The 21,595-nt window shown below is 62.7% G+C and carries 16 protein-coding genes and 2 tRNA genes; 5 read left to right on the plus strand and 13 right to left on the minus strand.

Annotated elements, in window-relative coordinates; all coding sequences use genetic code 11:
* Positions 1–97: 97 nt before the first annotated feature.
* Positions 98–1,546 carry a DUF3300 domain-containing protein gene (locus FB597_RS03385; RefSeq protein ID WP_186442729.1) on the minus strand — a complete coding sequence of 483 codons (1,449 nt, stop codon included), beginning with the start codon at positions 1,544–1,546 and terminating at the stop codon, positions 98–100.
* Between the two features lie 264 nt (positions 1,547–1,810).
* On the opposite strand from FB597_RS03385, the gene FB597_RS03390 reads away from it, so the two are divergent.
* Positions 1,811–2,272, plus strand: a complete 462-nt coding sequence (locus FB597_RS03390; RefSeq protein WP_144768040.1) for a GNAT family N-acetyltransferase — start codon at positions 1,811–1,813, stop codon at positions 2,270–2,272.
* Between the two features lie 74 nt (positions 2,273–2,346).
* Here FB597_RS03390 and FB597_RS03395 read toward each other — a convergent pair whose 3' ends face one another.
* Positions 2,347–3,039 (minus strand): response regulator, encoded by a 693-nt coding sequence (locus FB597_RS03395; RefSeq protein WP_370454629.1) that lies wholly within the window; start codon positions 3,037–3,039, stop codon positions 2,347–2,349.
* A gap of 531 nt (positions 3,040–3,570) precedes the next feature.
* Between FB597_RS03395 and FB597_RS03400 the strand changes: the two genes are divergently transcribed.
* Both FB597_RS03400 and FB597_RS03405 read left to right on the plus strand, forming a co-directional pair.
* Positions 3,571–4,713: a cache domain-containing protein gene (locus FB597_RS03400; protein WP_144768042.1), complete on the plus strand. Its 1,143-nt coding sequence runs from the start codon at positions 3,571–3,573 to the stop codon at positions 4,711–4,713.
* Positions 4,629–6,890 (plus strand): hybrid sensor histidine kinase/response regulator, encoded by a 2,262-nt coding sequence (locus FB597_RS03405; RefSeq protein WP_144768044.1) that lies wholly within the window; start codon positions 4,629–4,631, stop codon positions 6,888–6,890. Before FB597_RS03400 ends, FB597_RS03405 begins: the two co-directional genes overlap by 85 nt.
* A gap of 85 nt (positions 6,891–6,975) precedes the next feature.
* Here FB597_RS03405 and FB597_RS03410 read toward each other — a convergent pair whose 3' ends face one another.
* The 11 genes from FB597_RS03410 to FB597_RS20415 all read right to left on the minus strand — a co-directional run bounded on the left by FB597_RS03410 (position 6,976) and on the right by FB597_RS20415 (position 20,266).
* Positions 6,976–9,303: an autotransporter outer membrane beta-barrel domain-containing protein gene (locus tag FB597_RS03410; RefSeq protein WP_144768046.1), complete on the minus strand. Its 2,328-nt coding sequence runs from the start codon at positions 9,301–9,303 to the stop codon at positions 6,976–6,978.
* 253 nt (positions 9,304–9,556) lie between these two features.
* Positions 9,557–9,633, minus strand: a tRNA-Arg gene (locus FB597_RS03415).
* Between the two features lie 106 nt (positions 9,634–9,739).
* A tRNA-Pro gene (locus FB597_RS03420) sits at positions 9,740–9,816 on the minus strand.
* 72 nt (positions 9,817–9,888) lie between these two features.
* Positions 9,889–12,654: a nitrate reductase gene (locus FB597_RS03425; RefSeq protein ID WP_144768048.1), complete on the minus strand. Its 2,766-nt coding sequence runs from the start codon at positions 12,652–12,654 to the stop codon at positions 9,889–9,891.
* Between the two features lie 18 nt (positions 12,655–12,672).
* Positions 12,673–13,911 carry an NAD(P)/FAD-dependent oxidoreductase gene (locus tag FB597_RS03430; protein WP_144768050.1) on the minus strand — a complete coding sequence of 413 codons (1,239 nt, stop codon included), beginning with the start codon at positions 13,909–13,911 and terminating at the stop codon, positions 12,673–12,675.
* 1 nt (position 13,912) lies between these two features.
* Positions 13,913–14,275 carry a nitrite reductase small subunit NirD gene (nirD, locus tag FB597_RS03435; protein WP_141916350.1) on the minus strand — a complete coding sequence of 121 codons (363 nt, stop codon included), beginning with the start codon at positions 14,273–14,275 and terminating at the stop codon, positions 13,913–13,915.
* A gap of 169 nt (positions 14,276–14,444) precedes the next feature.
* Positions 14,445–17,018, minus strand: coding sequence for a nitrite reductase large subunit NirB (gene nirB / locus FB597_RS03440; protein WP_144768391.1), 2,574 nt, complete (start codon positions 17,016–17,018; stop codon positions 14,445–14,447).
* Between the two features lie 19 nt (positions 17,019–17,037).
* Positions 17,038–18,345, minus strand: a complete 1,308-nt coding sequence (locus FB597_RS03445; RefSeq protein WP_141916352.1) for an MFS transporter — start codon at positions 18,343–18,345, stop codon at positions 17,038–17,040.
* A 343-nt stretch (positions 18,346–18,688) separates the two neighbouring features.
* Positions 18,689–19,006 (minus strand): YnfA family protein, encoded by a 318-nt coding sequence (locus FB597_RS03450; protein WP_141916354.1) that lies wholly within the window; start codon positions 19,004–19,006, stop codon positions 18,689–18,691.
* Positions 19,007–19,040: 34 nt separating this feature from the next.
* The gene (locus tag FB597_RS03455; RefSeq protein ID WP_141916356.1) at positions 19,041–19,532 is read right to left on the minus strand and encodes an MgtC/SapB family protein; all 492 of its coding nucleotides are present in this window, start codon (positions 19,530–19,532) and stop codon (positions 19,041–19,043) included.
* Between the two features lie 359 nt (positions 19,533–19,891).
* Complete coding sequence (locus tag FB597_RS20415; RefSeq protein ID WP_255517062.1) at positions 19,892–20,266, minus strand: hypothetical protein; 375 nt, start codon at positions 20,264–20,266, stop codon at positions 19,892–19,894.
* Positions 20,267–20,385: 119 nt separating this feature from the next.
* Between FB597_RS20415 and FB597_RS03465 the strand changes: the two genes are divergently transcribed.
* Both FB597_RS03465 and FB597_RS03470 read left to right on the plus strand, forming a co-directional pair.
* Positions 20,386–20,805, plus strand: a complete 420-nt coding sequence (locus FB597_RS03465; protein ID WP_370454640.1) for an SgcJ/EcaC family oxidoreductase — start codon at positions 20,386–20,388, stop codon at positions 20,803–20,805.
* Between the two features lie 124 nt (positions 20,806–20,929).
* The gene (locus FB597_RS03470; protein ID WP_144768054.1) at positions 20,930–21,592 is read left to right on the plus strand and encodes a dihydrofolate reductase family protein; all 663 of its coding nucleotides are present in this window, start codon (positions 20,930–20,932) and stop codon (positions 21,590–21,592) included.
* Positions 21,593–21,595 lie beyond the last annotated feature (3 nt).

Genomic DNA, 21,595 nt, shown 5'->3' on the forward strand with positions numbered 1-21,595 from the left:
AGAGCGTGATTATAACTTATCCGGAATGCCCGGGCCCATCTTTGCAAGCCGGCAACAACGCCTTCGAGGGCGCTGCCGCCCGCCGGGAATGCGGGCCTCAGCCCCTGTCATCGCGCCGTTCATCACGCCGGCGTTCCTGCGGACGTTCCTCGCGCTGCTGTTGCGGCGGCCGGGCCTGTTGTTCACGATGCATCTGTTCCGGTTGCGGGCGGGCTTGCCGGGCCTGGCGTTGCTGTTCGCGTGCTTGCTGCTCACGTACCTGCTGCTCACGTACCTGCTGTTCACGCGCCTGTTGTTCATGCGACTGTTGTTCCCGCATCTGCTGCTGGCGTTGTTGTTGCAGCATCTGCTGTTGCTGCGCCTGCTGTTCGCGTTGGCGCTGCTGGTTGTTGGCTTGTTGTTCGCGCTGGCGCTGCTGCTCTTGCGCCAGATGTTCCCGTTGCTGCTGCTGCGCCTGGACTTCCCGCGCCTGGCCGGCTTGCTGTTCGCGCACCTGGCGCTGGCGAGCCTGGTCTTCCTGGACGACGCGCTGCTGCGGATTGGCCGCAGGCGGCATGGCCGGGCGCCCCGGATGCTGCTGTTGGGCTTGCCATGGCGCCGCGGGTTGCCCCTGTTGTGGGCGGGAGGGTGGAATATTGGGCTGCTGCGCATTGGGGCGCGGCTGGTAGCGCGCGCCGTCATAGCGGGAATAGTCGTGGCGCCATGCCACCGGCCGCTGGTGGACGGTCACGTTGCGGTTCACCGTGACATTGTTGGTGACGTTGTTGGTCACATTATTGATGTTCGTCTGCGTCACCATCACCTGCCGCTGGCGCCAGTCGGGGCGGGCGTCGCCAAAAGCGGCGCGGATCACGCCAATGCCGATGCCGCTGCTGAAGGCGATGCCGACCGTCACGCCGGGATTGTACTGGGGCGGCCGATAGCGCGGCGGCGGCACCCAGTACACCGGCGGATTGGCCGGCCACCACCAACTGCCATACACCGCCACCGGATTGTAGTAAGGCACGTAGACCACCTGCGGATCGGCCGGCTCGATCACGATCACATTGTCGCTTACCAGCACGCGCTGTTGCGGGCTGCTGCGCAGCGAGCCGGCGATCTGTGCGCGCTCACGCAGGTTTTGCACGGTGTCCATCACCGCTGCCTGTTGCGACAGGAAAGCCTGCCCCAATTGCTGCATCCAGTCGAGGCGATCGTTCATCATCGCCAGCACCGACGGGAACTGCACCAGCGACTTCACGCTGGGATCCCAGGGCATCGGCGCCACCGCGCGCGCCAGGTCGTCTCCCTGCAAGCCCGGACGGGCTTCGACGAAGCGCTGCGCCTGCACCACTTCCAGCGGATAGGTGGATGCCATCAGCACCTGCGCCAGCAGCGAGTCGGGATACAGCGCCACCGGCGCCAGCATCTGGTCCAGTTGTTCCTGGGTGTAGCTTGCCGGCGCCGGCGGATAGGCGGAATAAGCGGATTGGGCTTGCGCGGCGGGCATGCCCGATACCAGCGAAAACACCAGGCAGGTAGCCCAGGCCAGAGTCTTCTTGTTCACATCGTCCTCCTGTCTGTTGTGCTGTGCGCGCAAACGCCAGGCCTCGCGCGCCAACGATAAACCCATGATCGGCCAGGATGGCGCGGGCAGGTGTAACGGGATTGCAAGCGATGTTTCAAGGCCTTCGGCCGGGGCGGGGGATGTATTCCTTTATGGCAACTGCTGCGCTGCAGCCAAGTGCTGTGGCATCATGAAGGCCAATGTCTCGCAGCGGAAGCTGATCCGTTTCCATTGCAAAAACTCAGGACAAAGGGAATCAATAATATGAGCGAACACCTCATCTGGCGCCGCGACGATCTTGTCATCGATACCGATCCGGAGCGCCTGAACATCGCGCTGGTGCACGACGTGCTGACCCATTCGACATGGGCCGCCGGCATCGGCATCGACACCGTGCGCACTTCGATCGCCAACAGTTTGTGTTTCGGCATGTACCGCGGCTGCCAGCAGGTCGGTTTCGCGCGCGTCGTGACCGACCACGCGACCTTCGGCTATCTGTGCGATGTATTCGTGGTCGACGGGCAACGGGGGCACGGGCTGGGACGCTGGCTGATCGAATCGTGCAACCAGCATCCCACGCTGCTCAAGCTGCGGCGGGTCATGCTGACCACATCCTCGGCGCCATGGTTGTATGCGCGCTGCGGTTTCGAGGCGATTGCCCGCGGCGATTTCGTGTGGCACATCTCGCGGCCGGATATCTACGCCAAGGTGGAGAATGCCGCGTAGTTCAGCCTGTTGAAGGCGATGGAATTAAGCCGGGAACACACATGGCGCGTCCCCAAGGCCAGGTCAAGGTTCGATCAGGGCGCAGGCGGCGCCGATGAGGACAGCAAGCCGGTTTCTATCGCGTATTTGAATAAATCGGCATCGCGTTCTATGCCGAGTTTTTTCATCGCGCTGCTTTTCTGGGAACTGACGGTTTGCTTGCTGCGATGCAGCCGTTCCGCGATTTCATTGACGGTCAGCCCTGAGACATACAGGCGCACGATGTCGAGCTCGCGCGCGGTCAGGCCTGGCCGCGCCAACGGTTCTTTTTCTCCGGGATGCCGCATCATCTCCGCGATACTCGGCGAAAAATACGTGCCATCGGAAAAAGCGACATGCACCGCCGGGATCAAATGCGAAGGATCGTCCGATTTGCTCAGAATGCAGCGCACGCCATGCGCCAGCAGGGTGCGCAGCACGGCGGGGTTGTCCATCATCGTCATTACGATGAGTTTCAGTGACGGATAGCGTCTCCCGAGAAAGTCGAACAGGGCGATGCCGTCGCCGTATTCGCCGCCCGGCATCGCATAATCGGTAACCAGCACATCGCAGGCCTGGCTATCGAGCAAAGCGATCAGCTCGGTTGAATTCCTGGCAGCGCCCAATACCGTAATTGTGCCGGCCGTGCCCAGTATGTGTTGAGTGCCTACCAGTACGGCCGGGTGGTCATCCGCAACGACGAGACGTACTGAGAATTCCTTCATTCTTATCCCTGTATTCTTTTTCAAGCACCGATGCCTTGCCGAATGCCCTTGTTTTGTGGATTGTGCGCTTGGTCATCCTATCCGCATTGCTTCTTTATGCGCAGGGAAAAACAAGTATAAACCGATGCAAATATAAACCGATTCATGTCATTCATGCATGATGGCAGAACTCATTTCATCGACAGGGGAATACGTGCTGGCAGCGGCGCTATCTGGTGCACGGGTTTCAGTTTCATCCGGCGCCTCCCGGTGTTGCATGTTTGCACGTTGTTTTGTCGCAGGAAGGCATGGCCGCCACTATATCGCCCCTATACTTTGCGGATAATAAGGCAAATACGAAAACGACCGGGGCCGCATGGGACTGGTACGGTTCTTGAGAAAATCACGGTTTTTATGGTCGAAGACCTCATTGACAATGTTTCGGCATGTCCATAACGACAATATTCTTCATCCAGGTACATGACATCTCCGAACCATAAACCGGATCATAAATCGGCCTTGTTTGCACAAAGCAGCAAAGTCGTCGCCACCCTCAAGAAGTTTAGTGAAATTACGTTGCTGAGCCGATATCAGCGCAGTTTGCTATGGGGCGGCGGCATCGTGCTGACGCTGGCGCTGCTGGCCGCCAGCGTCCTTGCGGTCTGGATCAATATCCAGAACTACATCGCCGACGGGCGCTCGGTTTATCAGGCCAACAAGACGCTGCTGCTGCTGGAAATCGAAACCAAGCAGGCGGCGATGCGGCGCGGCATCATCAATGCCGAAATGATCTGGCGCACGCCCTTCATGCGGAACAACCACCTGGAGGAGGCGTTCGGCCGCAATCATGGGCGCCTGCTTGTGCAGGCCAATGGCAAGGTCAATCCGCAACTGGTATTCGGCGCCATCTCGGCGGCGCATCCGCCGCAGTCTTTCGCAGAAATGCTGTCGTTCACCGAAGCGCAGGCATACACCGTGACCGCCAGCGCGCAACAAAGGGAAAGGGCGTTTTCCGGCTATTTCATCGACGCCGGGCAGCGTTATCTGTCGATCATGCCGGCGCCGACAACCGGCGACCCGCTGGTCACGCTCGGCGTGCGCGACACGGCCGAGCTGATCGCCAAGGTCACGCCCGATATCGGCAATCTGCAAGATCCCGTGTTCCTCGATTTCCTGCATAGGACCCGCTTCGTCACCTGGCTGCCCGCGGCCCCCGATCCATTCACCGGCGAAAACGTGTTCAAGCTGGTGCAGCCGGCTTTCGACGGCGACCGGCCGTTCGCCATTTTTGTCAGCAATTTGTCGTCCGATATTTTGCTCAAGCGGCTGCATGAAGATCCCTATGACGGCAATTTCATGATTGTCGATCGCCAGGGAAAATTGATCCTGAATACCTGGTACAACAAACCGATCGACCCCGGCCTGACAAAAAAAGTCCTGGACGCCCGGACTTGGGCTGCCAATCTGGACAGCACCGACTACCTTTACCACGACGGCAGCTTCACCATCAGCGAACCCTTGTCGGATACCGGCTGGATATTGGCCTATGCCTATTCCTGGCGCACCATCCTCGCCGCGCGCGGCCCTTTTATCATGGGCTATGCCGGCGGCACCTTGCTGCTGCTGGCGCTGCTGTGGATCCTGATTTTTTCTTCGACAGAAAAATATTCGCACCGCTTCTGCAACGTTCGGAACGGGTGTTTGAAAGCGAAAGCCTGAATCGCACCATCATCGCGACCGCGCCGGTCGGACTATGCCTGCTGTCTCTGCGCGATGGCGCGGTGTTGCTGCAAAACGGGGTATTGCAATCCAGCGACAATGGCGTTTCTCCCTTGCCGCAGCAATTTCTTGCGCTGTATCGCAATGTGCGCAACGACAAGCGCGGCAGCGATATCCCGCTCGACGGCTACGATCTGGAGATCACGCTGGCCGACGGCAATGTCGGCCATTTATTGGTGAATCTGGCCAGAAGCAAATACCAGGGCGAGGAGGTATTGTTATGCAGTTTCTCCGATATCACGGCCCGCAAGGAGTTGGAACAAAAACTGCAGGAGGCGCGTGCCGCCGCCGATGCGGCGAACCATGCCAAATCGGCTTTTCTGGCGACGATGAGCCATGAAATCCGCACCCCGCTCAACGGCATCCTCGGCAATCTGGAATTGCTCGGACGCACTCCGCTGGGCGAGCGCCAGCAGGATCGTCTGCGCATCATCGACAGTTCTTCGCGCGACTTGCTGGACATCATCAACGATATTCTCGATTTCTCCAAAGTAGAAGCGGGACAGATGGTGCTGGAAACAATACGTTTCGATATCCTCGACCTGATCGAGCAGGCCATCGCCATCTTTGTCCCGCTGGCTGACGCCAAGGACTTGCGCCTGTTTTATGCGATACCGCCGACGCTTGTACGCTGCTATGAAGGCGACCCGACGCGTATCCGGCAAATTCTGATCAATCTGCTCAGCAATGCAATCAAGTTTACCGAACAGGGCAAGATCGTCATCCAGGTCGATGCCGAAGAAGGCGCCGCTGGCAGCCTGTTGAGGATTCGCGTTAGCGATACCGGCATCGGCATTTCTCCCGCACGGCAGCGCCAGTTGTTCCAGCCCTTCACGCAGGCGGAAGCATCGACGACGCGCCTGTTTGGCGGGACCGGATTGGGACTGGCGCTGTGCAAGCGTTTGACGGACCTGATGCAGGGGACGATCGCTGTCGACAGCCGCCAAGGCGCTGGCAGCAGTTTTACCGTCCGCTTGCCGTTGGCCGCCATTCCGCCCGCGGCCGCCCGCGGCGGCGCATTGCCGGATACGCCGGATGTGTCGGATAGCCCGGTGACCGAGGCGGTACTGCTCTGTCCGCAGCCAGAGTGGCAAGCGTCGATTGTCCCGCATCTTGCGGCATGGGGCATCAGGACAACCCTGATTACCCACCCCAAGGGATTCGATATGCCGCATCTGCCATTGATCCTGTTCGGCGGCCCGCGCGTCTGGAGCGTCGCCGATGAAGACCGGATACGCGCCCGTGCGGCCCGGGTGATCGATGTGCTGGAAGACGGTCCGCGGTCCCCGGTGAGCGAAGCGCATCGCATCATCGTGTCTTGCTATGCGCTCGACAGCTTGAGGATGGCTCTGTCCATGGCACCGGTCAATGGCGGCGCCGCCAAAGCGCAAGCGGCAGGCATGGAGGGCCGGGAAGACAACGCGGCCGCAACGGTGCGCGTGCTGGTGGTGGAAGACCATCGCGTCAATCTGAGCCTGATTCATGACCAGCTGGAAACACTCGGCTACAGCATCAGCCTGGCGGACAAGGCGGTCGATGGACTGGCGCTGTTCGACCAAAACAGTTACGACATCGTATTGACCGACCTGGGGATGGCCGGCATGGATGGCTATGCCTTTGCAAAAATCCTGCGCAGCCGGGGCGCCAGACTGCCGATCATCGCAATCACGGCGCACGCTTCACGAGACGAATACCTGCGCTGCAAGGATGCCGGCATCGACGATATTCTGCTCAAACCGATGTCGTTGGGCGAGATAGAAAAAACGGTGCGCAAGCATCTGTTGCTGCAACCGGCGGCAGGCACAGGCGCCGCGCACGCCGCCGGCGACCGCAAAGAACCTTTATCCGAAGAATTGCACCGGATATTGCAAGACAGCAGCCGGCAATCGCTGGAAGGTATCCGGAAGGCGCTGGCCGATGGCGAGGCGGTTGTCGTACTGGAGCAGTTGCACTCGATCAAAGGCGCCTTTGCGATGCAGCGGCAGGCGCCAATCGTTGCCATGTGCAGCGCGCTGGAACATCTGGCCAAGGCTGGCGACCTTCCCGCCGTGCAGGCGGGGCTCCCCGAGCTGGCCGCGCTGATTCAAGCCTCTTTGCAAAGGCTGGGCCGGCACTGATGGGGCGCCGGGGAAAAGGCGCCCATGAAAAAAAGCCGTCACACGTGGACGGCTTCCGGCTGTGGCGCAAACGCTTGGAGAAGGCTTACCAGGCGTAGCGATATCCGAAGTTGATGCCCCACGGCTCGGATACTTTCGGCCCCTTTGCGGTTTCCAGGTCGACATACAGGCGGCTGTTCCGACCCAACTCCGCGGCTACGCCGAAGCCGCCTTCAACGCGCGAACCGCCCAGGTCGGAACGGAAAGCATGGCCGTTGCTGCGGACCTGATCGACGCCGTCGAATTCATGGACGCCGGACAGCTTCACATACGGCTGGACCAGATGGCCGCTGGCGGTCTTTATCTTCTTGCCGACGACCGCGCCGAAACGGGTCTGGATCGATTGCGAATGATCGACTTCGAATTGCAGGCCATTGCTGGCGGAATAATCCTTGCCCTTGATCCACAAGGTGGTCAACTGCATCTGCGGTTCCACGAACCAGCCCTTGTCCAGTTCGATATGGCGGCCGAGTTCGACCGACATGCCAATACCCGGCGTGCTGTAGCTGCCGGTGACATGGCTGCCGTCGGTGCTGAGGGTGTCGAAGCTGTTCTTGAACAGATTCAGCTTGCCCAGCATATCCACGTAAATCCCGTCATTGCCGATCCAGGTCGCATACGCGCCGACGTGGTAGCTGTCGGTCTCGCCGGTGCTGCTTCCGGAGAGATGCCGGTTGCCGGTAGACAGGCCCGCCATGCCGCCCACATACCAGCGGCCGTTGTCTTGCCTGAAGCTGGTATCGGCGCCGAACTGCGTGCCGTACAGACGCTGGTCGAAAGCGCTGCCGACCTTGTTGTCGACGTTTTGTTGCTTGGCAAACGTACGGGCCCATACCCCGCCTTCATCTTTGCCCAGACGCAGTTCGCCCAGACGTTTGACCAGCGAATTCATTTCCGTGAACCAGGTCAGCTGGCTGGTCGGCGCCGTATTGATCCCGGCGTCGGCGGCGGTGGAGATGCGTCCGGTGTTGACCAGATACTGGTCGGTGCCGCGTCCGCCGACCTGATCGCCGCTTTCCAGCGAATACTGGTACGTGCCGACATCGACCACGCCACCGGTATTGGACAGGTTGAACCTGGCGTCGCCGCCTTCGGTCTGGACCACCATCAGATGCTGGCCCGCGGCACTTGGTTCGGCGCCGCTGTTGTGCATCAGGATCTGATGCGAACCGCTGGCCGTGCCTTCCACTTTCAGCAAGTCGCCTTGCAGGGCTGCGACATCGCTGTTCATTTCGAAGGTGCCGTTTCCGCTCAGATCGCCGCTGACGGTCAGCGTCTTGAAGCCGCCGTCCGATTTGAAGCCGACCACGCTGTCGTTGATGTCCAGCGCGCCTACCGTCGAGTCTTTGGTCATCGTCCACCGGCTGCCGCCGGACATCGACAATTGCTTCACGGCGCCATCCGTCGCGCCTTGCCAATGCGAGGCGTTGCTCAATGAAACATTGGTCACCGCAGAAAAAGTGTCGGCCTTGGAGACGATATCGCCTTCCGCGTACACGCCGCCATCCATGCTCAGGTTGATGGGCGCCACATCATTGCCGACCAGCAGCAAAGTACCGCTGCCGCCGATGACTTGCGCGCCGTTCTTCAGCGCGATGGCAGCGCCCGCGGCGCCTCCCGCGCCTGTCAGGCCATAGACTTCGATCGCATTGCCTTGTGCGCTCACCAGCGAGCCGCCATCGATGTTGAGCGTGCTGGCTCCCGTCAAACCTGCTCCAATCGCGTTGGCGCCTTCGGTACGCACCTGCGTGTTCTGCAGATTGATCTTGCCGTTAAAGAGGTACAGCCCATTGCTGTTGGCGCCGGTGGTCAGTACCGTGCTGTTGCTGGCGCTGATAACGCTGTCGTACAGGGCGGCCAGTCCGTAGCTCCTGTTGCCGCTGGAGCGGATATCGGACTGGTTCACCGTGATATTCGCATGATTGGTAGTAACTACGGCGCCACTACTGAAGTTGCCGCTGGTCTCGATCAGGCTGTTCTGTATGCTCATGCCGGCATAGGTGTCTGCCTGGACGCCGACTGCATAAGTTCCTGAGGTAGAGACATGGCTATCGATCAGATTCACGTTGCTGCCGGTATTTTGCGTATAAACGCCGGTTGCGCTGATGCCGGAAGTACTGATGGCGACGCGCGTGGCGTTGACTGTCGCGCCGCCGCTCTCGTAGATGCCGTACGCGCCGTTGCCGGTAGTGGCGATGGTGGTGTCGGCCAGATCTGCCTGAACGCCGCTGGCGGTGGTGCCGTATTGGTCGTCCTCGATGCGCAGGCGATTGTCGGCCCCGGCTTCTGCCGATGCGGCCGAACCGACCGAGGGCAAGCCGCCGAAAGTGGATAAGACGGCGACGGTCAGCAATTTCTTCTGAAAAATATTCACGGTTCACTACCTTGAAATGATTTGCCTGATGGCGAGCGGCAATCATTTCAAAGTTCGCGACAGCGGAATATGGGAGCAGTACCAATGCTCGGTGGCGAATCATAGGACTGGTACTAAATGGTGCTTGGCACCGTGAATGCCTGCTACTCCAGGAGCGCGAAGGCATTGCCAAAACGGCATTCTCCAAATAGTGAATCCTAAATGGAAAAAAGCGGGGAAAATGCGGGAAAACGCTGGGGAAATACTGGAAAGCTGGCCTGCCCTAAGGGAATCGAACCCCTAACCTACGGCTTAGAAGGCCGTTGCTCTATCCGGTTGAGCTAAGGGCAGAGATGCAAGCCGTTTCTGCAGTCACGTTTCCGATGAGGCCGGAAAGCAGGTCGAAACGATTGCGGAAAAGAAAACGGGCTGTCGCAAGACAGCCCGTTTTGATGAGTGGTCGGAGTACAAGGATTCGAACCTTGGACCCCCTGGTCCCAAACCAGGTGCGCTACCGGGCTGCGCTACACTCCGAGAAGCGAGATAATAGCAGCATCTTCCCATCCAGGTCAACTTGCCTTGGCGGAAATGTTTGCGGCGAGGCGTTCAGGCTGCCTCGGCCGCATCTGCGACCCTGATCTCAACCAGCAATTTCTTGATCTCCGGCACGCATGAGCCGCAGTTGCCGCCGGCCTTCAGGCAAGCCGTGACTTCTCCCACTTCTTTCAGGCCCTTGCCGCGGATGGCGTCGCAGATCGTGTTGCGGCCCACGCCGAAGCAGGAGCATACCGTCGGCCCGGCGTCGGCGCCTTTTTCGATCGGTTGCCCCACCAGCAGGCCGACGCGGTCGGCTTCTGCCAGCCGTTCTTTGGCGAACAGGCCGGCCAGCCATGAGCGCGAGGGCAGGTCGGGGCGGGGCGACATGAAAAGGCACATGTCGATGCGGTCGTCCACCACGTGCACCGCGCGGTAGGTGCCGTCGGTCCGGTCTTCGTATTCCAGCCAGTCGGCTTCGGGATCGTCCACGCCCAGCAGCTTGCGCGCCCATGCCGCATGGTCCGCGATGTTGTTGCGACCGGCCAGCTCGAAGCGCGTGAAGTCGCGGCCCTGCACGCGCGTCCAGTGCGTGATGTCGTCCAGCGCCAGGTCGTGCCGGGTCAGGATGAAGCCATGCCATGAGACGCGGAACTCCTCGATCGCCACCGGCGTGTGCTTGAACTCCGGCTCGCCCGAGACCGGGTCGACCACAGGGTTGACCAGCGCGCCCACGCGCGCATCCGAGGCCGACTGGTTGTTCCAGTGGATCGGCACGAACACGCTGCCGCGCGGGATGCCGCCGCCGTGCTGCACGCGCGCCACCATCGCGCCCCAGCGGCTGGAAATGCGCGCCAGTCCGCCTTCGCGCACGCCGTACAGCAGCGCATCCTGCGGATGGATGTCGATGAAGGATTCCGGGATGTGGTTGGCCAGCGTGGCCGACTTGCCGGTGCGCGTCATGGTGTGCCAGTGGTCGCGCACGCGGCCGGTGTTGAGCACCAGCGGGAACGCATCGCAGGTCTGGTGGGCCGGCTGGCGCGGGGCGGTCGCCACGAAGCGCGCGCGGCCGTCGGGATGCGTGAAGCGCAGGTCTTCCAGCACGCGCGCGGCGCCGGCCACGCTGCCGTCGGACAGGCGCTGCACCGGCCACTGGATCGGTTGCAGGGCGTCGTACTGCGGCTTGTCGAGACCGGCCAGGCCCGCCAGGTTGAATACGCGGCGGCACTTGGCGACGCCGCCGACAGCCGTCTCGGGCTCGCCGTTGCGGTGCGCCGACAGGCGCGCGTGTTCGTCGAAGATGGCATGCGGACCGTCGAAGTCGAAGCCCTCGAAGCCCATGCGCCGGGCCACGTCGCAGATGATCTCCCAGTCCGCCCGCGCCTCGCCCGGCGCCGAGAGGAAGCCGCGCTGGCGCGAGATGCGGCGCTCCGAATTGGTGACCGTGCCATCCTTCTCGCCCCAGCCCAGCGCCGGTAGCAGCACATGGGCGAAGGCGTTGGTATCGGTCTTTTCGATGATGTCGGAAGACACCACCAGTTCGCATTTCTCCAGCGCGCGTTGGACCAGGTCGGCGTCCGGCAGGCTGACCATCGGATTGGTGGCCATCACCCAGACCGCCTTCACGCGCCCGTCCTCGATCGCGCGGAACAGGTCGACCGCCTTGTAGCCCGGCTGGTCGGCGATGCGCGGCGAAGCCCAGAAACCCTGCACGATCTCGCGGTGCACGGCGTTGTCCAGGTCCATGTGCGCGGCCAGCATGTTGGCCAGGCCGCCGACTTCGCGCCCGCCCATCGCGTTGGGCTGGCCGGTGATCGAAAACGGCCCCATGCCCGGTCGGCCGATGCGGCCGGTGATCAGGTGGCAGTTGATGATGCTGTTGACCTTGTCGGTGCCGGCCGAGGATTGGTTTACGCCCATCGAGAAACCGGTGACAACTTTCTCGGTCGCGGCGAAGGCTTCGTAGAAGGCCAGCAGGTCTTTCAGGTCGACCTTGCAGATGCGCGCCACGGTGGCGGGATCGGCGCAGTCGGCGTCGGCTACCGCCAGCGCCTCGTTGAAGCCGTTGGTGTGGGCTTCGATAAAGGCGTTGTTGCGCGCGCCGCGATGCGCCAGGTAGCTCAGCAGGCCGTTGAACAGCCAGACGTCGGTGCCGGCCTTGACCGGCAGGTGCAGGTCGGCCAGCTCGCAAGTGGCGGTGCGGCGCGGGTCGATTACCACCAGCCTGGCGTGCGGCCGGGTTTCCTTGATCCGGGCGATGCGCTGGAACAGGATCGGGTGGCACCACGCCGCGTTGGAGCCGACCAGCACCACTAGGTCGGCCAGTTCCAGGTCTTCATAGGCCAGCGGCACCAGGTCTTCGCCGAAGGCGCGCTTGTGGCCGGCTACCGCCGACGACATGCACAGGCGCGAATTGGTGTCGATGTTGGCGCTGCCGATGTAGCCCTTCATCAGCTTGTTGGCGATGTAGTAGTCCTCGGTCAGCAGTTGGCCGGAGACATACAGCGCCACCGCATCCGGGCCGTGCTCGGCGACGATGGACGACAGCTTGCCGGCCACGCTGTCCAGCGCCGCCTCCCAGGAGACGCGCTGCATGGCGCCGTTGCCGTCGCGCATCTTGGGATGGAGCAGGCGGCCGCCGAGGTCGAGCGTCTCGCCCAGCGCCGAACCCTTCACGCACAGGCGTCCCTTATTGGCCGGATGCAGCTCGTCGCCCTTGACGCCGATGCTCCCGTCCTGCTGCATCGAGGCCGAGACGCCGCAGCCCACGCCGCAATAGGGGCAGGTGGTCTGGACGGTGGAGACGGCGATGGCGATCGGGGTTTGGGACAGGTTCACGTATGGGTTCCTTTGAAACTAGGCAGCCTTCTGGCACATCGCTTGCCCGAACGGCAGCTCGCGCCGGAAGGCGGAAATGTCGCGCCCGCTCTGGATCAGGTCGAAATACCACGGGCCGTCCTTGACGTCGCCGTACAGCACCGCGCCCACCAGCCGGTTGCCGCGCAGCACCAGGCGCTTGTAGACGCCGCGCCGCGGGTCGCGCAGCACTAGGTCTTCGGTATCGTCGGCGCCGATGAAGTCGCCTGCCGAATAGAGATCCACGCCGGTCACCTTGAGCTTGGTGGCGGTGGCTTGCTGCACGTAACGGCGATGGCCTGCGCCGGCCAGGTGCGCGCCGGCCACGCGCGCCTGATCCCAGATCGGCGCCACCAGGCCGAAGGTGGCACGGCGATGCTGCACGCACTCGCCCACGGCGTAGATGCGCGGATCGTAGGTCTGCAGCGTGTCGTCGACGATGATGGCGCGCTCGCAATGCAGGCCGGCCGTTTTGGCCAGCGCGATATTGGGGCGCACGCCGGCGGTCATCACCACCAGGTCGGCCGGGATCTCGCTGCCGTCCTTGAAGCGCACCGCGCTCACGCGATCCGGGCCGACGATCCCGGCGGTGTCGGCATTGAGCAGGAAGCGCAGGCCCCGGGCCTCCAGCGCCTTCTTCAGCAGCTCGGCGGCCGGCTTGTCCAGTTGCTGGTTCATCAGCGTGTCGGTGACGTGCACTACGGTCACCTCCATGCCCTGGCGCATCAGGCCGTTGGCGGCCTCCAGCCCCAGCAGCCCGCCGCCGATCACCACCGCGTGGCGATGCTTGCGCGCCGCCGCCAGCATGGCGTCGACATCCTGGATGTCGCGGAAGGCGATCACGCCCGGCAGTTCATGGCCCGGCACCGGGATGATGAACGGGGTGGAGCCGGTGGCTAGCAGCAGCCGGTCGTACTGCACCTCGATGCCACTCTTGGCGCGCACCACGCGGCGGCGGCGGTCGATGTGTTCGACCGGGTCGCCGGCGTGCAGCGTGATGCCGTTCTGCGCATACCACTCGCGCGTGTTGAGCATGATGTCGTCGATGCTCTTGTCGCCGGCCAGCACCGGCGAGAGCATGATGCGGTTGTAGTTGCCGTGCGGCTCGGCGCCGAACACGGTGATGTCGTACAGTTCCGGCGCCAGCTTGAGCAACTCCTCGACCGTGCGCATGCCGGCCATGCCATTGCCGATGACGACCAGCGCCGGCTTGCCATCCTTGTTGGCCGGGGTCTCCATGTCAGGCGCCGATCCAGACGCGGCCGGCCTCGATGCGGGCCGGCCATGCGGTGACAGAATTGGCAGGCTCTTCCAGGCACTCGCCGGTCTGCAGGTCGAAGTGCTGCTTGTAGATCGGCGAGGCCACCACGATGCGCTCCCCCAGGTTGCCCACCAGGCCGCGCGAAAGCACCGACGCCTCCGCGTTCGGGTCGTAGTTGCCGATGGCGAACACGCGCGCTTCCTTGCCGCCGCCGCTGGTGTCGATCACGTGGAATACTGCCACCTGCTCGCCGTCGATGAGGGCGCACACGCCGGTGTTGGGCACGATGTCCGCGAGGTCGCAGACCGGGATCCAGTGCTTGATTTGTTGGTCGCTGTGCATTTTCTTGCTCCTTGTTGGCGTTGGTGCGTCTTCGATACGCCGCGTTGCGGCTACTCAGCCCGAACGGATCTCAATGCACGGAAAACCGTTCGGACTGAGTAGCGGCGCAGCCGTCCTTCGACAAGCTCAGGACAGGCTGTATCGAAGGCGTGGTTACCGTTTCATCAGATCAGGCAATTTCCGCCACCACCGGAATCTCCAGCAGCTTCTTTTCCGCCATCGTGGCCGGGCGGATCTGGCCGCGTTCCTCGACGAACCGGATGTTGCCGTCGGCCGCTTTGCTGTTGACGAAGTGGCGGAAACGCTTGCGGGTTTCCGGATCCGTCACGGCCTTTTTCCATTCGCATTCGTAGGTGTCGACCACGTGCTGCATCTCGGCTTCCAGTTCTGCGGCGATGCCCAGCTTGTCGTCGATGACCACGCTCTTGACGTAATCGATGCCGCCTTCCAGGTTCTCGCGCCAGGTGCTGGTGCGTTGCAGGCGGTCCGCGGTGCGCACGTAGAACATCAGGAAGCGATCGACGTAGCGCACCAGGGTTTCCTCATCGAGGTCGGAGGCGATCAGTTCGGCGTGGCGCGGCTTCATGCCGCCGTTGCCGCATACGTACAGGTTCCAGCCTTTTTCGGTGGCGATGATGCCCACGTCCTTGCCCTGCGCCTCGGCGCATTCGCGGGTGCAGCCGGAGACGCCGAACTTGATCTTGTGCGGAGAACGCAGGCCCTTGTAGCGGTTTTCCAGGCGCACCGCGAAGCCGACGCTGTCGCCCACGCCATAGCGGCACCAGGTCGAACCGACGCAGGACTTCACCGTGCGCAGCGACTTGCCGTAGGCATGGCCGGTCTCGAAGCCGGCGGCGATCAGCTCTTCCCAGATGTCGGGCAACTGGTCCACGCGCGCGCCGAACAGGTCGACCCGCTGGCCGCCGGTGATCTTGGTGTACAGGCCATACTTCTTGGCGATCTGGCCGACCGCGATCAGGCCGTCGGGCGTCACTTCGCCGCCGGCCATGCGCGGCACCACCGAGTAGGTGCCGTCCTTCTGGATGTTGCCGAGGAAGTAGTCGTTGGAGTCCTGCAGGCTGGCATGTTCCTTCTTCAGCACGAACTCGTTCCAGACCGATGCCAGCACGCTGGCGGCAAGCGGCTTGCAGATGTCGCAACCGAGGCCCTTGCCGTGTTTTTCCAGCAGGGCGTCGAAGCTCCGGATCTGGCCCACGCGCACCAGGTGGTAGATCTCCTGGCGCGAGTAGGGGAAGTGTTCGCAGACATGGTTGTTGACGGCCAGGCCCTGCTTTTTCATCTCGGCCTTCATCACCTGCGTCACCAGCGGCACGCAGCCGCCGCAGGTGGCGCCGGCCTTGGTGCAGGCCTTCAGTTCGCCGATGGTGACGGCGCCCGCGGCGACTGCCGCGCACAACTGGCCCTTGGAGACGTTGTTGCAGGAGCAGATCTGCGCCGACTCGGGCAGCGCATCCACGCCCAGGCCCGGTTTGGCCGTGCCGTCGGATTGCGGCAGGATCAGGAACTCCGGCGACTCCGGCAGCTCGATCTTGTTCAACATCATCTGCAGCAGCGTGCCGTACTCGGCGGCGTCGCCCACCATCACCGCGCCCAGCAGGTGCTTGCCGGATTCGGAGATCACGATCTTCTTGTAGATCTGGCGGCGCTCGTCGGTGAACTGGAAGGAGCGGCTGCCGGCCTCCTTGCCGTGGGCGTCGCCGATGCTGGCCACGTCCACGCCCATCAGCTTCAGTTTGGTGCTCATGTCGGCGCCGTTGAAGGCCGGTACTTCGACCGCTTCATCCATGTGCGACAGCAGGTGCTTGGCGGCGGTGCGGGCCATGTCGTAGCCGGGCGCCACCAGGCCGAAGATGCGGCCGTTCCACAGCGCGCATTCGCCGATGGCGTAGACGCTCGGATCGGAAGTCAGGCAGCTGTTGTCGATCGCGATGCCGCCGCGGTCGCCCACTTTCAGGCCGGCTTCGCGCGCCAGTTCGTCGCGCGGGCGGATGCCGGCGGAGAACACGATCATGTCGGTTTCCAGGTGCGAGCCGTCTTCGAAATTCATACGGTGGGTGTGGTTCTTGCCGTCCACGATCTCCACGGTGTTCTTTTGCGTATGCGCGGTCACGCCCAGCTCTTCGATCTTGCGGCGCAGGATGCGGCCGCCGCTGTCGTCGACCTGCACCGCCATCAGGCGCGGCGCGAACTCCACCACATGCGTTTGAAGTTCCATGTCGCGCAGCGCCTTGGCGCATTCCAGACCCAGCAGGCCGCCGCCGATGACCACGCCGCTGGTGGAGCGCCTGCCGCATTCGAGCATCGCTTCCAGGTCTTCGATGGTGCGGTAGACGAAGCAATCGCGGCGCTGGTTACCGGCCACCGTCGGCACAAAAGGGTAGGAGCCCGTCGCCAGGATCAGCTTGTCGTAGGCCAGTGTCTGTTCCACGCCGCCGATATTGACCAGCACTGTCCTGGCCACGCAGTCGATGCGCTGGGCCTTGGCGTTGAGCCTGAGGTCGAACTGCACCGGGCTCTTGCCGGCGTCGAAGAAGCCCGGCGCCACCAGCGACAGGTCGTCGGCGCTCTTGCCGGCGAAGAATTCGGACAGGTGCACGCGGTCGTAGGCCGGGCGCGGCTCTTCGCACAGGATGGTGACCTTGAGGCCGGGCGCGCCGCTCTCGGCCAGGCATTCCAGGAACTTGTGGCCGACCATGCCGTGGCCGATGACGATGATGTTCATGCTCATGTTGGGTTGCTCCTCAGGCTGCAGCCTTGTTGTCGACCAGTACCGGTTCGTCGTTCTTGTCCGATGCCGTGAAGCGCACCGCCACCGCGCACAGCGCCGAAATGGCGACCAGCACGCCCAGCATCGACAGCGTCTGTTGCGTATTGCCGATGCCTTTCATCAGGAAGCCGGCCGCCACCGCCCCGACGTTGCCGCCGGCGCCGATGATGCCGGCCACGCCGCCCAGGGCGCGGCGGTCGATGAAGGGCACCAGCGCGTAGGTGGCGCCGCAGGCCATGTGGGTGAACAGGCCGAAGCACAGCATGGCCACTACCGCGCCGGCCACGCTGCCGGCATGGGCGAACCACAGCAGGCCCAGGCCTTCGCCCAGCATCATCGCGAACAGCAGCGTGGCGCGGCGGTTCAGGCCGCCAGCCAGCGCCACCTTGTCGGAGATAAAGCCGCCCAGCGCGCGGGCGAACAGCGCCAGCAGGCCGAAGCTGGCGGCGGCCATGCCTGCGGCCTCGAACGACAGCTGGAAATGCTCGACGTAATAGATGGCGGCGATGTTGTGGATGAAGATCTCCACGCCGAAGCAGGCGCCGTAGGTGACGAACAGCATCCACACGCGGTAGTTGCCGGCGGCGGTGCGGAAGCTGGCCCAGCCGCCTTTTTTGCCGCTTTCGATATTCACGCCGGCGGCGCGCAATGCATCGAAATTGCCTTCCGGGCAATCCTGGGTGTAGCGCCAGTAGAGCGCGGCCATGATCAGCATGAGCAGGCCCGGCACCAGCAGCGCCACGCGCCAGCCCCAGCCGTGCGACACGCCCAGCATCAGCAGCGCCGCCACCAGCAGCGGCATCACGGCCTGCGCCACGCCGCCGCCGGCATTGCCCCAGCCGGCGGTGGCCGCGTTGGCGGTGCCCACCACATTGGGGGCGAACATCACCGAGGTGTGGTACTGCGTGATCACGAAACTGGCGCCCACCGCGCCGATCAGCAGGCGGAAGAACAGGAAACTCTCATAGCTCTGCGCGAAGGCCACGCCGATGACCGGCACCGCGCCCGCCAGCAACAGCCCGGTGTAGGCCTTGCGCGGCCCGAAGCGGTCGCACATCGGGCCGATCACCAGGCGCACCAGGATGGTCACGGCCACGGCGGCGATGTTGATGTTGGCGATCTGGCCGGCGCTGAGGTGGAACTCGCCCTTGATCAACGGCATCAGTGGCGCGCAGGCGAACCAGGCGAAAAAGCAGACGAAGAAAGCCATCCAGGTCAGATGGAAGGCGCGCATCTGGGGCGTGCCCAGCGAAAACAACGCGATACGGTTTGCTTTGCTCATGTTTGATCCCTAAAAGCAAAATGGCGCCCGCTCAAGCCCGGGCATTGCCTCGGGTCAAGCGGACGCCATTGTCCTTGTGCGCTGCGGATCCATCGTTAGACCAGCATCAGAAATTGGTGGGATCGCCTTTGATCCTGAACGGGTTAATGCAAAGCCCGTGCCAGCGCCATCAATCGGCCGGAAAACGCCGCCGGATGGGGTTTTACAGAGCAGGGAGAGGAGGGCGGGACGGCGCGCGGAAACACCGGCGGGGACGGATATATATCATCGCGTGATGTATTGCAGTGCATGCTGCGCGCAAATGGTGCGGTGCATTGAATCGTTTTGGGCGGGAGGCAGGCGTTTAGCGCGGCTGAAAGGCGATGATCCCCATCCCTGCCAGCGCCACGGCGACGCCGGCCGCGTCCCAGGCCGATGGGCGGATGCCGTCCACCAGCCACAGCCAGGCGATCGCTGCCGCGATGTACATGCCGCCATAGGCGGCATACACGCGTCCCGAGGCCGCATCGTGCAAGGTCAGCAGCCAGGCGAACAAGGCCAGGCTGGCGGCGGCCGGCAGCAGCAGCCAGGCGGAGCGGTCTTGCTTGAGCCACAGGTAAGGGAGGTAGCAGCCGACGATTTCGGCCAGGGCGGTGCAGAGGTATAGAAACAGGGTTTTCATTGCGGTCGTTTTCCCGTATCCGGCCGGGGCGCCATCAATCTTCTTCGCGCGCGGCGATGGCGGCGCGCTCGTGGTCGGCTTTTTTCATCCAGCGGCGGTGGAGGACATTCTCGATTCGGCGTCCGACGGTAAACAGCAGCAGCACCAGCACGGTGGCCATCAGCGCCACTTTCCACCAACCGATGCCGCACACGATGCCCACCGCCGCCGTGACCCAGATCGAAGCCGCCGTGGTCAGGCCGCGCACTTTCTCGGACGCCTGTTCATGGATGATCACGCCGGCGCCGAGAAAGCCGATGCCGGTGATCACGCCCTGGATGGCGCGGCTGACCGCATCGTGGCTGTAGCCGTCGGCCGTGAGCGCGAAGTTCATGCTGGCCATGGTCGCCAGCGCCGAGCCCAGCGCCACCAGGCCAAGCGTCTTCATGCCGGTGGGCTTGCCGCGCAGGTTGCGGTCGATGCCGATGGCGCAGCCGATCAGCATGGCGATGAGCAGGCGCAGGAAAATCTCGAAGTGGTCGCTCATGGTATCGGCCTGTGGATGTCTGCTAAATAAGTTGCGTCGCTGTTTGTATGCATGCGTGCATGCATGTCATGGATTGGCCAGGCACGCCCCGGCCGTTCCTGGCGATTGTCGGGCGTTCAGATTTTAGTGTCTTTTTTGACCTTGCCCCGGATTTTTCTCCGCGACTGGGCCCAATGGGAGTTGAGGCCGCTGGTGATCAAGGCATCCTCTCGACAGCGGCGTACGGCGCCGCACCGATGTCCTGAAGGTGCTGGCGCCGGCCAGGAAGAACGCCAAGCGGATATTGCGGTGGCGCCATGGAAAACGCCGCTACGAATGACTTCGTAGCGGCGTTTTCCTTTGCCGGTTCAGCGATCGGTTCAGCTTTTTGGGCGCGGGGAGGCCTCCCTGGGCTTGACCTCTTCATTGGCCGCATCCTCGACCGATTGCCGGTAGCGGGCGGAGTTTTCGCGATTGATCTGGTATTGCGCTTCGGCATGGTCATAGGCCAATTGCTCCGCCGGCGACCTGCCGCAACCGCTGATTGCCGCTGCACAGGCGGCCACAATCAAGAACTGACGCATCGTTATCTCCGTTATCGTTTTTATTGCTTTCGGGGAAGAATACTCTTTTTGTTTCCAAGCGGCAAATATGTGCCAATTTGGGATGCTGCTCCCTTGATCTGGCAGGGGAAGTCGTATTTTTTGGGCATTGGGAGGCATCCCCGCAATGGCATAATTGGCCGATGCCCTCATGCGGGGGACGTATGTGCCAAAGAAAATTCCAACAACCCATTGGCTTGCCTGGAGGGGAAATGAACAAGTTTTTTTGCGTGTCAGGGGCGGCGCTGCTGCTCTTGTCGGGATGTGCATCAATGCGCGGCGCGGAGCAGCCTGTTGGCGAGGCGGCTTGCCACAAGACGGACGAGCGGGAAATCGCGGCCTTGTTTGACCGCTGGAACGCTTCGCTGCAAACCAACGACCCTAAAGCGGTGGCAGCCAACTATGCGGAGGACGCCATCCTGCTGCCGACGGTATCGAGCAAGCCGAGACTGACAACGGCCGAGCGCATCGATTACTTCGAACACTTCCTGCAGAATAAACCGGTCGGCGCAATCGACATGCGCCGCATCTATATCGGTTGCAATACTGCGGTGGATGCCGGCCTCTATACGTTCGCGCTCAAAGCCAGGTCGGTCGACGTGCATGCGCGCTATACCTATACCTATCGCTGGGACGGCCGGCAATGGCTGATTACCAGCCATCACTCCTCGGTATTGCCGCCATCGCCGTAATTGCATGTCCGGCGCCGGATCTTTTTCGATGCGGCTCATCGGTCTGTTGCCAGGCGGAGCGGCGAGCCAGCTGGATAGAAACTTTTTCCCATCAAGATGGTTAAGCGTCTGAACGGAGGCAACGATGACACGAGTTCGCGTTGAGGGCTTCAGCGTTTCGCTCGACGGATACGGCGCAGGTCCGGATCAAGACATTAACAATCCGCTCGGCGTTGGCGCGACGGAACTGCACCAGTGGCTCATTCCGACACGCACGTTCCAGCAGGCCTTGTTCGGCAAGGACGGAGGTACCGCCGGGGTTGACGATGATTTCGCGGCCCGAGGCTTTCACAATGTCGGCGCCTGGATCCTGGGGCGCAACATGTTCAGTCCCAATCGTGGAGACTGGCAGGGCACGAACTGGAAAGGCTGGTGGGGAGACAATCCACCGTATCACGTCCCGGTCTTCATCTTGACCCATTACGCTCGTCCTTCCATCGAGATGGCGGGCGGCACGACGTTCCACTTCATCACCGGAGGCATTCGCGAGGCGCTCGATCGTGCGTGCGCGGCGGCGGCCGGCATGGACGTGCGGATTGGCGGCGGGGCACACACGATCCGGCAGTATCTGCGCGAAGGCCTCATTGATGAACTGCATATTGCGATCTCGCCGGTCTTGCTCGGCCGGGGCGAGCCGCTGTTCGAAGGGATTGACTTGCCGGCCCTGGGATACGAATGCGTGGAATGCGTGGCGTCGGAGAAGGCCACCCATGTCGTCCTGCGGCGACAAGCGCGCGGGGACGGCTGATCA

It is taken from the genome of Herbaspirillum sp. SJZ099 (assembly GCF_007828355.1).
GTDB lineage: Bacteria > Pseudomonadota > Gammaproteobacteria > Burkholderiales > Burkholderiaceae_D > Herbaspirillum.

What these genes read in the sequence shown, in the direction of transcription:
- FB597_RS03450 (WP_141916354.1), bottom strand. Translation starts at nt 19,006, where the DNA reads ATGAAAACCCTGTTTCTATACCTCTGCACCGCCCTGGCCGAAATCGTC.
- FB597_RS03430 (WP_144768050.1), bottom strand. Translation starts at nt 13,911, where the DNA reads ATGGAGACCCCGGCCAACAAGGATGGCAAGCCGGCGCTGGTCGTCATC.
- nirB (WP_144768391.1), bottom strand. Translation starts at nt 17,018, where the DNA reads ATGAACATCATCGTCATCGGCCACGGCATGGTCGGCCACAAGTTCCTG.
- FB597_RS03455 (WP_141916356.1), bottom strand. Translation starts at nt 19,532, where the DNA reads ATGAGCGACCACTTCGAGATTTTCCTGCGCCTGCTCATCGCCATGCTG.
- nirD (WP_141916350.1), bottom strand. Translation starts at nt 14,275, where the DNA reads ATGCACAGCGACCAACAAATCAAGCACTGGATCCCGGTCTGCGACCTC.
- FB597_RS03445 (WP_141916352.1), bottom strand. Translation starts at nt 18,345, where the DNA reads ATGAGCAAAGCAAACCGTATCGCGTTGTTTTCGCTGGGCACGCCCCAG.
- FB597_RS03470 (WP_144768054.1), top strand. Translation starts at nt 20,930, where the DNA reads ATGACACGAGTTCGCGTTGAGGGCTTCAGCGTTTCGCTCGACGGATAC.
- FB597_RS03390 (WP_144768040.1), top strand. Translation starts at nt 1,811, where the DNA reads ATGAGCGAACACCTCATCTGGCGCCGCGACGATCTTGTCATCGATACC.
- FB597_RS03465 (WP_370454640.1), top strand. Translation starts at nt 20,386, where the DNA reads ATGCGCGGCGCGGAGCAGCCTGTTGGCGAGGCGGCTTGCCACAAGACG.
- FB597_RS20415 (WP_255517062.1), bottom strand. Translation starts at nt 20,266, where the DNA reads ATGAGGGCATCGGCCAATTATGCCATTGCGGGGATGCCTCCCAATGCC.